Origin of the sequence: Candidatus Bipolaricaulis anaerobius (assembly GCF_900465355.1) — a bacterium.
Lineage (GTDB): Bacteria > Bipolaricaulota > Bipolaricaulia > Bipolaricaulales > Bipolaricaulaceae > Bipolaricaulis > Bipolaricaulis anaerobius.
In genome coordinates this window covers 607199-620725 of the sequence record NZ_LS483254.1, presented here as the reverse complement: position 1 = coordinate 620725, position 13527 = coordinate 607199, and the positions used below count along the sequence as shown (strand labels likewise).

General features: G+C 70.4%; 11 protein-coding genes. 1 reads left to right on the top strand and 10 read right to left on the bottom strand.

Annotated features, from left to right (window positions below; translation table 11 throughout):
* Window positions 1-20: 20 nt before the first annotated feature.
* Complete coding sequence (locus BARAN1_RS03070; RefSeq protein WP_122030847.1) at window positions 21-1646, bottom strand: AMP-binding protein; 1626 nt, start codon at window positions 1644-1646, stop codon at window positions 21-23.
* Window positions 1647-1728: 82 nt separating this feature from the next.
* On the opposite strand from BARAN1_RS03070, the gene BARAN1_RS03065 reads away from it, so the two are divergent.
* Window positions 1729-6060 (top strand): DEAD/DEAH box helicase, encoded by a 4332-nt coding sequence (locus BARAN1_RS03065; protein ID WP_122030846.1) that lies wholly within the window; start codon window positions 1729-1731, stop codon window positions 6058-6060.
* A 3-nt stretch (window positions 6061-6063) separates the two neighbouring features.
* On the opposite strand, the gene BARAN1_RS03060 is transcribed toward BARAN1_RS03065, so the two are convergent.
* The 9 genes from BARAN1_RS03060 to BARAN1_RS03020 all read right to left on the bottom strand — a co-directional run bounded on the left by BARAN1_RS03060 (window position 6064) and on the right by BARAN1_RS03020 (window position 13460).
* Window positions 6064-8259, bottom strand: a complete 2196-nt coding sequence (locus BARAN1_RS03060; RefSeq protein WP_122030845.1) for a tetratricopeptide repeat protein — start codon at window positions 8257-8259, stop codon at window positions 6064-6066.
* Window positions 8260-8267: 8 nt separating this feature from the next.
* The gene (locus tag BARAN1_RS03055) at window positions 8268-9446 is read right to left on the bottom strand and encodes an NAD(P)/FAD-dependent oxidoreductase (RefSeq protein WP_122030844.1); all 1179 of its coding nucleotides are present in this window, start codon (window positions 9444-9446) and stop codon (window positions 8268-8270) included.
* Between the two features lie 53 nt (window positions 9447-9499).
* Window positions 9500-10192, bottom strand: a complete 693-nt coding sequence (locus BARAN1_RS03050) for an HAD family hydrolase (protein WP_122030843.1) — start codon at window positions 10190-10192, stop codon at window positions 9500-9502.
* Window positions 10189-10671, bottom strand: coding sequence for an adenosine-specific kinase (locus tag BARAN1_RS03045; protein ID WP_122030842.1), 483 nt, complete (start codon window positions 10669-10671; stop codon window positions 10189-10191). Before BARAN1_RS03045 ends, BARAN1_RS03050 begins: the two co-directional genes overlap by 4 nt.
* A 49-nt stretch (window positions 10672-10720) precedes the next feature.
* On the bottom strand, window positions 10721-11692 hold the full coding sequence (locus tag BARAN1_RS03040; RefSeq protein WP_122030841.1) for an MraY family glycosyltransferase: 972 nt from the start codon (window positions 11690-11692) through the stop codon (window positions 10721-10723).
* 62 nt (window positions 11693-11754) lie between these two features.
* Window positions 11755-12177 carry a VanZ family protein gene (locus BARAN1_RS03035; RefSeq protein ID WP_157959421.1) on the bottom strand — a complete coding sequence of 141 codons (423 nt, stop codon included), beginning with the start codon at window positions 12175-12177 and terminating at the stop codon, window positions 11755-11757.
* Window positions 12178-12361: 184 nt separating this feature from the next.
* Window positions 12362-12868: a sugar phosphate nucleotidyltransferase gene (locus BARAN1_RS03030; RefSeq protein ID WP_122030839.1), complete on the bottom strand. Its 507-nt coding sequence runs from the start codon at window positions 12866-12868 to the stop codon at window positions 12362-12364.
* A 41-nt stretch (window positions 12869-12909) separates the two neighbouring features.
* Window positions 12910-13095: a type II toxin-antitoxin system VapC family toxin gene (locus BARAN1_RS06850; RefSeq protein WP_420196457.1), complete on the bottom strand. Its 186-nt coding sequence runs from the start codon at window positions 13093-13095 to the stop codon at window positions 12910-12912.
* A gap of 128 nt (window positions 13096-13223) precedes the next feature.
* Window positions 13224-13460, bottom strand: coding sequence for a type II toxin-antitoxin system Phd/YefM family antitoxin (locus BARAN1_RS03020; protein WP_122030838.1), 237 nt, complete (start codon window positions 13458-13460; stop codon window positions 13224-13226).
* Window positions 13461-13527 lie beyond the last annotated feature (67 nt).

The following is a 13527-nucleotide window of genomic DNA, read 5'->3' as shown; positions in this document are numbered from 1 at the left end:
GCTGCCCGACCGCCGATCGGTTACCGCCCGGGCTTGCGGGGCTCGAGCCTCCGCGCCGCGCCGGAGGCGACGAGCTCCTTCCCGCGCTCGGCGAGCTTGTACTTCTGCACCTTCCCCGACGAGGTCATCGGGAACTCGTGGCCCACGACCACGTACCGCGGCACCTTGAACGCCGCGATCCTCCGGGCGCAGAAGTCCACGACCTCCTGGGGATCGGGGGTGTGACCCTCACGGGGGATGAGGAACGCCATCCCCACCTCCCCCATTACGGGGTCCGGGACCCCGACCACGGACACGTTCTGCACGTCAGGGTGGGTGAACAGGACCTCCTCCACCTCCGCCGGGTACACGTTGAACCCGCCCACGATGTACATGTCCTTCTTCCGGCCCACGATCCGCACGTACCCCTCCTCGTCGAGGGTCGCAAGGTCGCCGGAGTAGAGCCAGCCTTCGTCGTCGATCACCTGGCGCGTCGCCGCGGGGTCCTTCCAGTAGCCGAGCATCACGTTGTACCCGCGGCACGCGAGCTCCCCCGTTTCGCCGACGGGGACCTCCTGCCGCGCGTCGTCCACGACCTTCACCTCGATCCCGGGGAGGGGCTTGCCCACCGTCTCCACCCGCTTGTCCAACGGATCGTCGAACCGGGTCATCGTGATCACGGGCGAGGCCTCGGTGAGCCCGTAGCAGATGCACACGTTGCAGCCGAGGTCGTCCATCGTCCCCCGCATCACCTCCGCCGGGCACGGGGCGCCGGCCATGATCCCCGTACGCAGGCTCGCCACGTCGTAGGGCCGACCGGCGGCGGCCGCCTTGCGCTGCTCCTCGAGTTCGAGGACGAACATCGTCGGCACCCCGTACAGGACGCTCACCCGGTGCTTCTGAACAAGATCGAGGGCCACATCGGCCTTGAACACGGGCACCGGGACGATCCCCGCCCCCCACGTCACCGCGCCGAGGATCCCCATCACGCACCCAAAACAGTGGAAGAACGGGACGGGGAGGAGGAAGATGTCCTCCTCCGTCGCGTGGAGCACCTCCGTGATCTGGCGGGCGTTCTCGGCCATGTTCACGTGGGAGAGCATCGCCCCCTTGGGGTGGCCGGTCGTGCCCGAGGTGTAGAGGATGAACACGCAATCGTTCGGGTCAATTGCATCCCCGCGGCGCGCGACCTCGGCCTGGGCGGCGCGGTCCCCGCCGCGGGCGAGGACGTCGGCGTACGGTCGCAGCCCGGGGGCCTCTCCGCCCACGGTGATCGCCTCCCGCAGGAGGGGGAGGTTCGGCCGGACCTCGGCGAGCATCGCCGCGTAGTCGATCCCGAGGAACCCCTGGGACATGAACACCGCCTTCGCCTCCGCGTTCCCGAGGATGTAGGCCACTTCGTGGGTCTTGTAGCGGGTGTTCATGGGCACGACCACGGCCCCTGCCTTGGCGATCGCAAAATAGGCCGCGATCCACTCCGGGATGTTCGACATCCAGATCCCGACCTTATCGCCGGGCTCGATCCCCAACGCCACCAACCCGGCGGCGAGGCGGTCCACCTCCCGGGCGAGGTCACGGTAGGAGATCGTTCTTCCCTCGTAGAACAGGGCCGGCCGAGCGGGGAACCTGTGGGCGGTCTCGTCGAGCACTTGGGATAGCGTGCGCATCCATCCTCCTTGAGCGCCCAAAGTGTAGGGGAGGCTCGGGGGCGGTGCCACCCGTCGGGGGCGGGCGGCTTAGAATCGAGCTGTGACCGCGACCGAAAGGACGGCGGCTCCTCCCCCCGATCCGCTGTCGAGGTTCAGCCCGCTCGTCGGGGACTGGTTTCGGACCGAGCTCGGGACGCCGACCCCGGCTCAGGAGCTCGGCTGGCCGCCCATCGCCGCCGGGTCCCACACCCTCCTCCTCGCCCCGACCGGGTCGGGGAAGACCCTCGCCGCGTTCCTATGGACGCTCGACCGCCTCCTCACCCAGCCGCCCGCGGTTCCCGGGGTCCACACCCTGTACATCTCGCCCCTGAAGGCCCTCAGCTACGACATCGAGCGGAATCTCCAGGGGCCCCTCGCGGAGATCCAGGCCCTCGCCCGGGCGCGCGGGATCGCGCTCCCCGAGGTCCGGGTCGGGGTCCGCACCGGAGACACCCCGCCCTCCGAGCGACAGCGCCTCGTCCGGAGGCCGCCCCACATCCTCATCACGACCCCGGAGTCGCTCCACCTCATGCTCACCTCGCCCCGGGCCCGGGAGACGCTCGCCGGGGTGAGGACCGTGATCGTGGACGAGATCCACGCCGTGGCGGAGACGAAGCGGGGGACGTTCCTCGCCCTCCTCCTCGAACGGCTGGAGGCCCTCGTCCGCAGCCCTTCCCCGGCGGATGCGAAGGGCGAACCGGAACCCGGCGGGCGGTCGTTCCAGCGGATTGGGTTGTCGGCGACGATCCGGCCGCTCGAGGCAGTGGCGCGGTTCCTGGGCGGGTTCGGGGACGATGGCCAAAAGAGGCCGGTCCAGATCGTGGACGCCGGCCTGCGGAAGGGGCTCGACCTCCTGGTCCTGGCGCCGGTCCCGGACCTGACGGCCCTCCCCGAGGGCTCGATCTGGCCCTCGATCTATGCCCGGCTGCACGAGCTCATCCTCGCCCACCGGGCGACGATCGTGTTCGTCAACAACCGCCGCGCCGCGGAGCGGATCGCGGCCGAGGTGAACGAACTGGCGGGGTACGAGCTCGTCCAGGTGCACCACGGCTCGGTGGCTAAGGAGCGGCGGCGGGAGATCGAGGAGCGGCTGAAGGCGGGGGAGATCCCGGCCATCGTGGCCACAGCAAGCCTCGAGCTGGGGATCGACATGGGGGTGGTGGACCTCGTCGTGCAGGTGGAATCGCCCCACAGCGTGGCGCGAGGGCTGCAGCGGGTGGGGCGGGCCGGCCACCTCTACCGCGCCCCGTCGCGGGGAAGGCTCCTGCCCAAGACGCGGGCCGACCTACTGGAGATGGCAGCCCTCGCCCGGGCCATGCGCGCGGGCGACCTCGCCCCGCTCCACATCCCCCATGGGCCGCTGGACCTCCTCGCCCAGCAAGTGGTGGCCATCGTCGCCTTAGGGGGGATCCCGGTGGACGACCTGTTCCGGATCGTCCGCCGCGCGGCCCCGTTCTCCGACCTGCCCCGGGACGCGTTCCACTCCGTCCTGACGATGCTCGCCGAGCCCGGGCCGTGGTCGGTGCGGCCGCGGATCGCCTGGGACCGGGTCAACGATGTTCTGCTTCCCCTCCCCGGCAGCCAGCGCCTCGCCGTGACCTCGGGCGGGGCGATCCCCGATACCGGTCAATACGGGGTGTACACCGAGGCGGGGGACCGAATTGGGGAGCTCGACGAGGAATTCGTGTACGAGGCGCGGGTCGGGGAGGTGGTCGTCCTCGGCCTGAACCGGTGGCGGATCCTCGACATCACCCACGACCGGGTCGTGGTTGCGGCGGGGGACGGGCCGGCCAAGATCCCATTCTGGCGTGGCGAGGCCTACGGCCGGGACCTCCACCTCGGCCAGGCGGTGGGGGTCCTCTCCCGGGAGATCGAGGCCCGGCTCGGCGACCCGGACCTCGTCCCGTGGCTGGGGGAGGCCTGCGCCCTCGATTCCGCCGCGGCCGAGAACACCGTTCGCTACGTCGCCCTCCAGCGGGAGCGGGGGATCGTCCCCACCGACCGCCGCCTCGTCATCGAGGGGTTCCCCGACGAGGGGGGAGGGGTGCGCCTCGCCGTCCTCACCCCGTACGGGAAGCGGTTCCACCTTGCGTTGCGCTTGGCCCTCCTCGCCCGGTTCCGGGACGAGGTGGGGCTCGAGCCGGCCTCCCTCCACAGCGACTCGGGGATCCTGTTCCGGCTGACCCAGGTCCCGTTCGAGCGGGCGGTGGCGATCATCGAGGGGCTCCGCGGGGACGAGGTGGAACGCCTCCTCCTCGCCGGGCTCGCCCGCTCGCCCCTGTTCGGCCTTCGGTTCCGCGAGAACGCGGGCCGGGCCCTCCTCCTCCCCCGCGATCGCCCGGGGAGGCGGAGCTCGTTCTGGCTGAGGCGGCTCTCGGCGCGCGACCTCCTCGAAGCGGTCCGGGCCCAGCCCGGGTTCCCCCTCGTCACGGAGACCTACCGCGAGATCCTCCAGGACATCCTGCCCGTGGACGGCGTCCGGGACTGGCTCGGGAGGCTGGAGCGGGGCGAGGTCGAGGTCGCCGTCCACCACGGGGTGGCCCCCTCCCCGTTCGCGGCGAGCCTCCTCTGGGAGTTCCAGGCGGCGTACCTCTACCAGTGGGACGAGCCCAAGCCGGGCCCGGTCCCCACGGGCATCGCTTCATGCGATCTCCTCCCCCTCCTCGGCCGCGACCTCGCCGGGTTTGTGGACCCGCGCGCCGTGGACCGCGTGGACGGCGAGCTCCGCGGGAGCGGCGAGGGCCGGTGGGCACGGACCGGGGCCGAGCTCCTCGCCCTCCTCCGCCGGGTGGGGGACGTGGGGGAGGACGAGCTCGCCGCCGTGGCATCCCCCGACGCGCGGGGCGCCGTGCCCGGACTCCTCGCTGCCGGCTCCATCGCGTGGGTGGAGTTCCCCGGGTCGAAGCCCGCGGTGCGGCTCGTAACGGGAGAGGACCTCCCCCTCTACCGGGCCGCCCTCGCCGGGGATGAGGAGGCCCAGGTCGGGATCGTCCGGCGCCACGTGGCGAGCCGCGCCCTCGCTTTCCGCTCGACCCTCCGGGAGAGGTACCCATTCCCTGAAAGTGTGATCGAGTCTGCGGTAGCTGTCCCGCCGTTCGTGGTCGGGACCTGGCAGGGGGAGCGGGTGTGGACGCGGAAGGAGACGCTCGAACGGCTGCAGCGGCTTTCCCTCGCCGCGCGGCGGGGCGAGGTGCACCCCCAGCCCCCGGCGGCCCTCCAGGCGTTCCTCCTCCGCCACCAGCACCGCACGCCGGAGGGCCGGGTGCGTCAGGCGGAGGGGCTCGCCCAGGTCCTGACCCAGCTCCAGGGGATCGCCCTCCCGTGGAGGTCGTGGGACGGGGAGGTCCTCCCGAGCCGGGTGACCGGGTACCAGCCGGCGTGGGTCGAGGACCTCCTGCGGAGCGGGGAGTTCGTGTGGCTGGGCCGGCCGGGGGGAGGACGGGACCTCGCGGTCGCGTTCGCCCACCGCGCGAACGCCCCGTGGCTTGCCAAGGCGTATCCCGTGCGGAAGGAGGAGCTCGCCCCGGTGGAAGCGGCGCTGGTGGACCGGCTGAGGGAGCGGGGCCCGCGGTTCCTCGTCGAGCTCGCCGGCGACGTCGGGCTCCCCGCCACCCAGTGCGCGGTGGCACTGTGGGAGCTTGCCCGGGCGGGGATCGTCACGAACGACGGACTGGCCCCCCTCCACGCCGGTCCGCCGCCGCTGCGGCCCGGGAAGACCCGGATCTGGCGCGGGGGGACCGGACGGTGGTCCCTCCTCCCGCCCGGCGGGGGGGAGCTCGTCGAGGACGAGCGCGAGGCGCTCCTCGATCTCCTCCTCACCCGGTACGGGATCCTCTCCCGGGGGATCCTCGCCTGGGACGGGGGCGCCGTGCCGTGGGGGGAGCTCTACCCGTTCCTCACCCGCCGCGAGTGGCGGGGGGAACTCGCGCGGGGCCTCCTCGTGGAGGGCCTGGCGGGAGCCCAGTTCGCCCGTGAGGACGTGCTCCGCGGCCTGGAGGGCCCCGGATCGGGGTGGTCCCTCCTCCCGTCCACCGACCCGGCTCTCCTCTATGGGGCGGGGGCGCCGTTCCCCCTCACCGACCCTGCGGACCCGGGTCGACGGTTCCGCACGGGACCTGGCTCGTACCTCGTCCTGCGCGATGGCTGCCCTGTGCTCGCGATCGAGGGGGAGAGGCTCACGAACTTCGCCGGCCTTCCCCCGAATGAACTCCGGCCCGCGCTCGAACTCCTCACCACGCTCGTCTCCGGCCCCAGGCGGCGACTGACCGTGCGGACGTGGGACGGAGAGCCGGTGCGGGGGAGCGCGATCGAGGGGATCCTCCGCGAGCTCGGGTTCGGGGCAGGGCCCGCGGCCCTGATCCTCTACCGCCGCTACGGTCCCGACCGCGCCTGACTGCTACGGGATCTCGCGCAGCATCGCCTCGACCCGCGCCCGGAGGTCGCGGAGCCGCTCCGCCTGAGACCGCAGCTCCCCGAGCTGGGCGAGCGAGACCTGGGTCCCGTACGCGGCCTGGAGGGCCTTTTCCTTCGCGGCGATGATCGCAAGCGTCCGCTCGTAGTGGGTGCGTGCCTCATCCCACCGGTACCTCATCCGCGCCACCTCCCCGAGCTGGAACTGGGCGAGCTCGTGGTGCGGGTCCTGGGCGAGGATCTCCTCCAGGCGGCGCTGGGCGGAAAGGAGGTCCCCATCGGACATGTCAGCGACCGCGAGGAGGTAGCGGGCCTCGAGCTCCATCTCCCGGGGCGGGATCGTGGCAAGGAGCTCTGCGAGGAGCGCCCGCGCCTCCTCCGTCTCCCCCACCGCGAGGTCCACCGACGCGAGCTGGAGGTAGAGCACCTCAGGCCGGTACCGGTTGAGGCAAGCCCGCAGTGCAGCCTGGGCCTGCGCGAGGTCCCCCGCTTGGGCGTGTGCCATCCCCAGCCAGTACAGGCTCACCCGGGGGCAGAAGTCGAGCTCCACCGCGCGGGAGAGCTGCTCCTGGGCGAGCGCGACCTCGCCGTACCCCAACGAAACCTGCCCGGCGAGGAGGTAGGCATCGGCAACCATGTCCCGCACCGCGACCACCGACACGACACCGGAGAGGAGGGAGAGGACCACGGCGGTCAGCTTGAGCCGATAGCCCCGGAGCGTCACCGCGAGGTCCCCCACCGGCCCATAGCGCGGCGAGAAGGCGAGCCCGAGGATCGTCACGAACGCCAGGCTCGACGCGGGGAGGTGGAACGGGAACGTGGGAACAGCGTGGACGAACACCGCGATCAGCCCCCCGCCGAGGAGGAGGAGCTCGACCCGCTTCGCCGGATCCTTCTGCGCACTCACCCGTCGCAACCCCCAGTACCCCACGAGGGCGAGCCCGGCGAGGAGCACGATCACCCCGCACGTGCCGAGCTCAGCGGCCACCTGGACGTACTCGTTGTGGGCCTGATCCGCGCGCGGGAACGGAAACGCGTAGTCCGCCCCCTGGGGGGAGGAGAGGAACTCCGGTTTGTACGGGACGAACTGGATCTTGTACCCCCCGAGGCCGACCCCGAACAGCGGCTGGTCGCGCCACATCTCGTACCCGACCCAGAGGTCCCACGCCCGGATCGCCCCCGACTGGCGCTCCCAGAGCTCCCTCACCGGAGCGAGCGGCGTGGTCGGGGGGAGGAGGAGGACGACCGCCGCCACCAGCAGGCCCACGGTGGGGATCCACAGGAGGGGGAGCCGGCGGAGGAGCTTCCCCAGTCCCCACACTGCGGCCGCCCCTCCCCCCACCGCTACGGCGTAGACGAGGCCCTGAACCCCGAGCACCCCGCCCAGGGCAGCGGTGCCAATGGCGATCGCCGCCAGCCAGCGGTACCGCGTCCCGGCCCGGCTTGGCCAGAACCCGATCCCAAACGCGACGAACAGGAGCCCCGCCACCAGGCCCAGCCGCACCCCCACCTGACGGGTGAGGAGCATCACCGCGAGGATGAACCCGATCGCGACGAGCGCGGGGACCCACGCCCACGCCTTCCGCAGCCGGACGAGGAGGATCCCCGCCGGCAAGACGAGGTAGGAGAGGAACCCGGCCAGGAACTGGCGGTTCCCCATCGTGGCGATCAAGGGATCTCCCGCCGCCCCGGGGGCCACCCCGACGTACTGGAGGAGGCCGAACAGGGCGTTCCCGAACCCCGCCAGGAGGAGGGCCCCGAGAAGGAGGACGACCTCCCGATCCCCGAGGGGGGCGTTCACCACGAGGAGGAAGATGAACCCGAAGTAGAGGATGACGGTCGCCGACTGGAGAACCACCCCCGCCGGCGTCCCCCCGGAGAGGGAGAGGAGGGCCGCGAGGAGCAGCGCGGGGAGGAGCGGGAAGAGCCACGAGACCTCGACCTTCACCTCCCGCCGCGGGAAGGACTCCACTGCCCACAGGATGAGGAGAAGCGAGACGGTGACCAGGGTGTAGATCGTCTTTGCGTACCCGTACTCCGTGTTCCACGGCGAGAAGAAGAGGGGCATCGAGAGGAGGAAGAACACCAACCCCCAGAACCGCAGGCGGGACAGCCAACCGCCCGGCGGCACCGTGGGACCGCCGCGGCGTCCCTTGCCTTTCCCGGCCTTCCCCGTGGGCACGCGGGAGTCTATCCCGGCCCGGCGGCGGAGGGCAAACCGCGGGCGAGCTCCCGCACCCGAGCCCAGCCCCCGAGTGCCCGCACGAGCGGGATCACAGCCGGCCACAGGCCCGGCCGCGCCGCCACCGCCTGAACGAGACGGGACGGATGATCGATGTCCCCCTCCGCGGCGACGAGGCGGTGGAGCTCAGGGCGATCGAGCGCCGCGACGATCCGATCGAGCTCCCCATCCCGAAGGGAGACGAACGCCACCCGGCCCCGGAGCCCGAACGCGATCTCGTCCCCCAGTAGAGCCCGCCAGCGGGCCTCGTACTCCGCAAGGTGATCGGGGCGTTCCGCCGCGACCTCCCCGGCGATCCGGGCCGCGATCGCCCCGAACAGGAGCCCACCCCCGGAGAGGGGCTTCACCTGGCCGGCGGCATCGCCGACGAGGAGGACCCTCGGCCCTGCCGCGCACGGTACGGGGCCCAGCGGGATGAGCCCCCCCTCCCGGCGAACGACGCGCTCCCCGGGGAACCGATGGGCGAGGAACCGGTCGAGGAGGGAGTACGCCCCGCGCCCAGCCGCAGTGAGGAGCCCGGCCCGCACCGTCCCCTCCTCTGCCGGGACAACCCACGCGAACCCACCGGGAGCGAGCTCGTTCCCCACGTGAACCTCGACCTCGTCCCCGCCCTCGGGAGACGCCGCCGCGACGATGGCCTGCACCCCGACCACGACCTCCGCGGACGGGGAGAGGCCCGCCCACCGGCGGACCGCGCTCATCGCCCCATCCGCCGCGATGAGCACCCCAAACTCCACGGGGCCCGCCGTCGTGTGGAGGACCTGGCCTGCCACGCCCACCGCCGCGGCCGGGCACACTACGGTGGCCCCGGCCTCGGCCGCCCGGTCGAGGAGCCACCGATCGAGCCCCCCTCGGTCGAGCACGTACCCCTTCGGCTCTGCAGCGCGGAACCCGAGGACCCCGCCGCCGGGAGCGCAGACGCGCACCGCCCGGACCTCGCGGAGGACGAGGCACGGAGGCACCGCCACGAGGTCGAGGAACGGGGCCCCGACGAGGCCGGTGCAGCGCGGCGGGCGGCGGGGAGCCCGCTCGACCACGAGGACCCGGGCTCCAGCCCGCGCCGTGGCCCGGGCGGCCACCGCACCGGCCGGCCCCCCTCCGACGATAGCCACGTCGTAGTGTTCCACAGCTCGATTCTCCGGCGAAAAGTCTCCCCGCGCACGCCCCCCCGAAGGGGGAGCTACCCGAGCGAGGCCAGGGCGGCAGGGAGCTCGGCCAGCGTGGCGAGGGTGAGGTCGGGGACATGGAGGGGGGAGATCGGCTCCTGACCCGCGTACAGCCCAACGCGGACGCGGACCGCCCTCATCCCGACGAGCCTCGCCGGGAAGACATCGAAGTCGAGCCGGTCCCCCACCATCACCGCCTCCTCCGCCGAGACACCGAGGCCGTCGAGGATCATCCGGAAGAAGAGCGGGGAGGGTTTCCCGATCCCCATCCCCTCCGAGACGCGCCGCCAGCGGAAGTGGCCGAGCAGCCCCGCCTCCTCAAGCTGGGACAGCACCGTTTTCGGCTGGTTTGCGGCGATGGCGAGGGGATAGCGGGCAGCGAGCGTGGGAATCGCCTCCCGCGCCTCGGGGCGGACTGCGACGCCGCGCGGGTTCTCAACGAACGCCCGCCTCTGGTCGCGAAACGCGCCGCGAATCCGGCGAAACCGGTCCACATCCGGCCGCACGAAGCTCCACACCGCGGAGAGGTGGGCGTCCGGGTCGCAGCGGGCGATCGCCGCCCCGAGCTCCCGCGCGAACTCCGCTGGGGGGACAGTGACCCCCTCCGCCGCGAGCGCGCAAACGACGGATGCTTCCCAGCCCTCATACTCCGCCTCCTCGTCCAGGACCGGCCCACCCAGGTCGAGGAGCACCGCGCGGAGGGTCACAGCTTGTACCCGATCCGGCGCAGGAACGACCTCCGTTCCTCCCGGTCCGCCTCCCCCTCCACGCCCTTCGTCCTCACCCCGTCCACCACCCCGAGGATCCCCCGCCCCTGGTCCGTCTCGGCGACGATCACCTCCACCGGGTTCGCCGTGGCGCAGAAGATCCCGCACACCTCGGGGACGAGCTTGACCGCGGTGAGGACGTTGATCGGGTACATCCCGCGCAGGAAGAGGATGAATGCGTGGCCACAGGCGAGGGCGAGCGCGTTCCGCTTAGCTAGCTCCACGAGCTCGGGATCCGTTCCCGAGAGGCGCACGAGGGCCGGGCCCGACGACTCGCAGAACGCGAGCCCGAACTTCGCCCCCGGCACGGCGGTCACCAGCGCCTCGTGGAGGTCCTCCACCGTCTTGATGAAGTGGGCCTGCCCGAGGATCAGGTTCACGTCATCCGGCTTCTCGATCCGCACCGTCCTTAGCTCCATGTCCCCTCCCGTTCCCGGTTCACCGGGGGCGATTATAGTCGGGGCCGGGTCACGCCCGGAGGTAGAAGAGCACACTAGCGAAGCCGCACAACGCCTCGAACCCGATTAGGATGAGCACGAGCGACCGCTCGCGCAGCCCTCCGGTGACCTTCAGGATCGCCTGGGGGAGGCTCACCAGCCTGCGGGTGGGGCAACGAAGCTTCCCGTCCTCGCCCAAATCCCCCCACCACCCTTTGCTCGGGAACCCGTGGGCTGCCTTGAACAGGAAATCAACCGCATAGGGCACGATCACGATCACCCCGGCCACCTCGAAGTTGCCGATGATGCAGGCGGAAGCGAGGATTGCCCCGATAGAGAGCGTCCCCACATCGCCGATGAAGATGCGGGCCGGGTACCAGTTGAAGTAGAGCATCCCCAGGAGCGCCCCCAGTCCACACAAGAGGAGGAGCAGCGCCGTGGCCTGTCCCGTCTGCCAGGCGATCACCGAGAGGCTCCCCATGGCCACGATCCCCATCCCGACCTCAAGCCCGTTGAACCCGGCGAGCATGTTGACCGCGTTAGCGGCGCCGGTGACCCCGAGCGGGACCAGCACCAAGGGGTAGTAGATCCAGAAGTTGATCCTGCCCACAAACGGTATCCACACAGTGCTATGCCCCGCACGCACCGCCATCAACGGCACTGCCGCAAGAAGGGGCAGGAGAGCCTTGACCCATTGGCGCATATCCAGGAGGTCATCCACCACTCCGATCAACGTGAGCATCAGGACTGTGGCGATCACGGCCAGGAGGAGGAGCATGTTCACCTGGGGGAAGAGGTGCAGAAAGCTCATCATCCCCAGCGCGAAGAGGATCCCGGCGCAGAACCCCGCGACGATCGCCAGCCCCCCCATCTCCGGGATCTCCGGCTGCCCGGGCTTATTGACATCGCGCCCGACGATCCCAGCCCGGGCACACAGCCTTATCAAAACCATGGTGGAGAGGAATGTTGCTACCAAGGCGACCCCGAACGGGATCCCGATCACGGCACCCTCTCCGAATCACCCATCGAGCGCCATGCTACACACCACATGTCCGGGAGACAAACTCAGTGGGAACCCACCGCTTCCTGCCCCGGTCTGCGTCGCCGGGCCATGGTGCAAGCCACGCCCCAGAGGGAAACTCCGCCGGCGACCGCGCCCGCCAAGTTGATCCCCAAATCCAGCCCGGAGGGCATCCTCCCCGGCACGAGGAACTGGAGGGTCTCAAGGAGGCCACCATAGCCAACCGCCGCCGCAATGGCGAGCCAGGGCCGGTGCCGGCCTCTCCGCGATAGCGTCCAGGCGAAGAGGATCGCGAGGAGCGCGTACCCTCCGAAATGGAACACCGTTGACCCCCACGTGGCGAGGGCCCGGTCGAGCATGGGGGGATAGGCTCTCCCCAGGCTCATGTACGCCAGGAACCCCATGTAGCCGAGCGTCACCGGGCGCGCGATGCGCTTCCACGCCTCTCCCTTCACCCGTGCCGTCACAGCGTCAACCCCTTGCCCCATTGTCCCCTCAGGGGCCTGAGCAGGTCCACCGGGTTTATCCCAGGCGACGTCCGAGGTGACCCAAACGTGTTCGCCCGTGCGCCACAGCAAACGCCTGCCGCCGAACCAAGTCGCTGATAGTCCATCTCCAGGTTTCAGAACAGCTCCTGCAGTTGTTCAACAGTCAGCCCGCTTTCCTGAGCATTTCGCTGAACGTTCCTGGTTTGATGGTTTTGCCAGCGTGTACGAACTGCACATGACTACCCCGCTGCCGCGCCACCGCCTCTGCCCAATCTGGCCGACCGAGGTGGGGTTCGATCTCGCGCAGCGCGGCGTGGAGATCAGGCATGTGTCTCGCGATGGCGTTGAGGAGCGTGTCCACCCTCCACACGAACATCCCGCTGTTCCACAGGTATTCGCCCGCGGAGATGAACTGGGCTGCTAGGTTCCGATCCGGCTTCTCCGTGAACCCGCGGGCCCGGTAGACACCGACCTCGCCCAGCTGATCGAGGCGGTCCCCGCGGCGGATGTATCCGTAGCCCGTGGCTGGGCGATCCGGGACGATCCCCAAAGTCACCAAGTGTTCCCCATCCGCGACCACCCTCACCGCGGCATCCAGGATCGCCAGGAACCGGTCGGGGTAGCGGATGACATGATCGGCCGGCCTGGTGGGTTGAGAGCTCCCGCGCAAACGTCAAAAACCAAACTTGACCTGAGACAACTCCCCACCGATTACCAGATGACCTCCACCGGATAGCGAGAGATCTGGGGATCGGCTGTCAAAATGGGCAACTCTTCCAAACGAGCCTGGGCGATGAGCAGGCGATCGAAGGGATCCCGGTGGTATTCCGGGAGGGTATACACATGCAGGGTGTGGCTCATCTGGATGGGCAGGCTCTCAATAGCGTTGATGGCCATCTCCCAACCGCTGGCTGCGCTGAGGAGTAGCTAGTTCTTCCCGTCGCCGATGATCTCGCGAGCTTTTCCAGACAAGCGGGGGTCATCGGTGATCCACCACAGAAACGTGTGGGTGTCCAGTGGGAGCCTCATCTCTCAAACTCCGCAAGCGCAGATTCAGGGAGTGGAGCATCAAAATCAGGGGCGATGGCCACCTTGCCTTTGGCACTCCCAGGGAGGCGTTGGACTGGCCGTTCTCCCACTGGCACCAACCGCGCGATGGGCTTACCGGCCTTGGCGATGATGATCTCCTCGCCCTCCCTCACCCGAGCCAAGAGCCGGGAAAGGTGGGTCTTCGCCTCATGAATGTTCACCTGCAGGGCCATCCAAATTCACCTCTATCACCGCCAGTGCAGGCTAAGCCATGGCCTAAGTCAAAACAGCACGCGATCG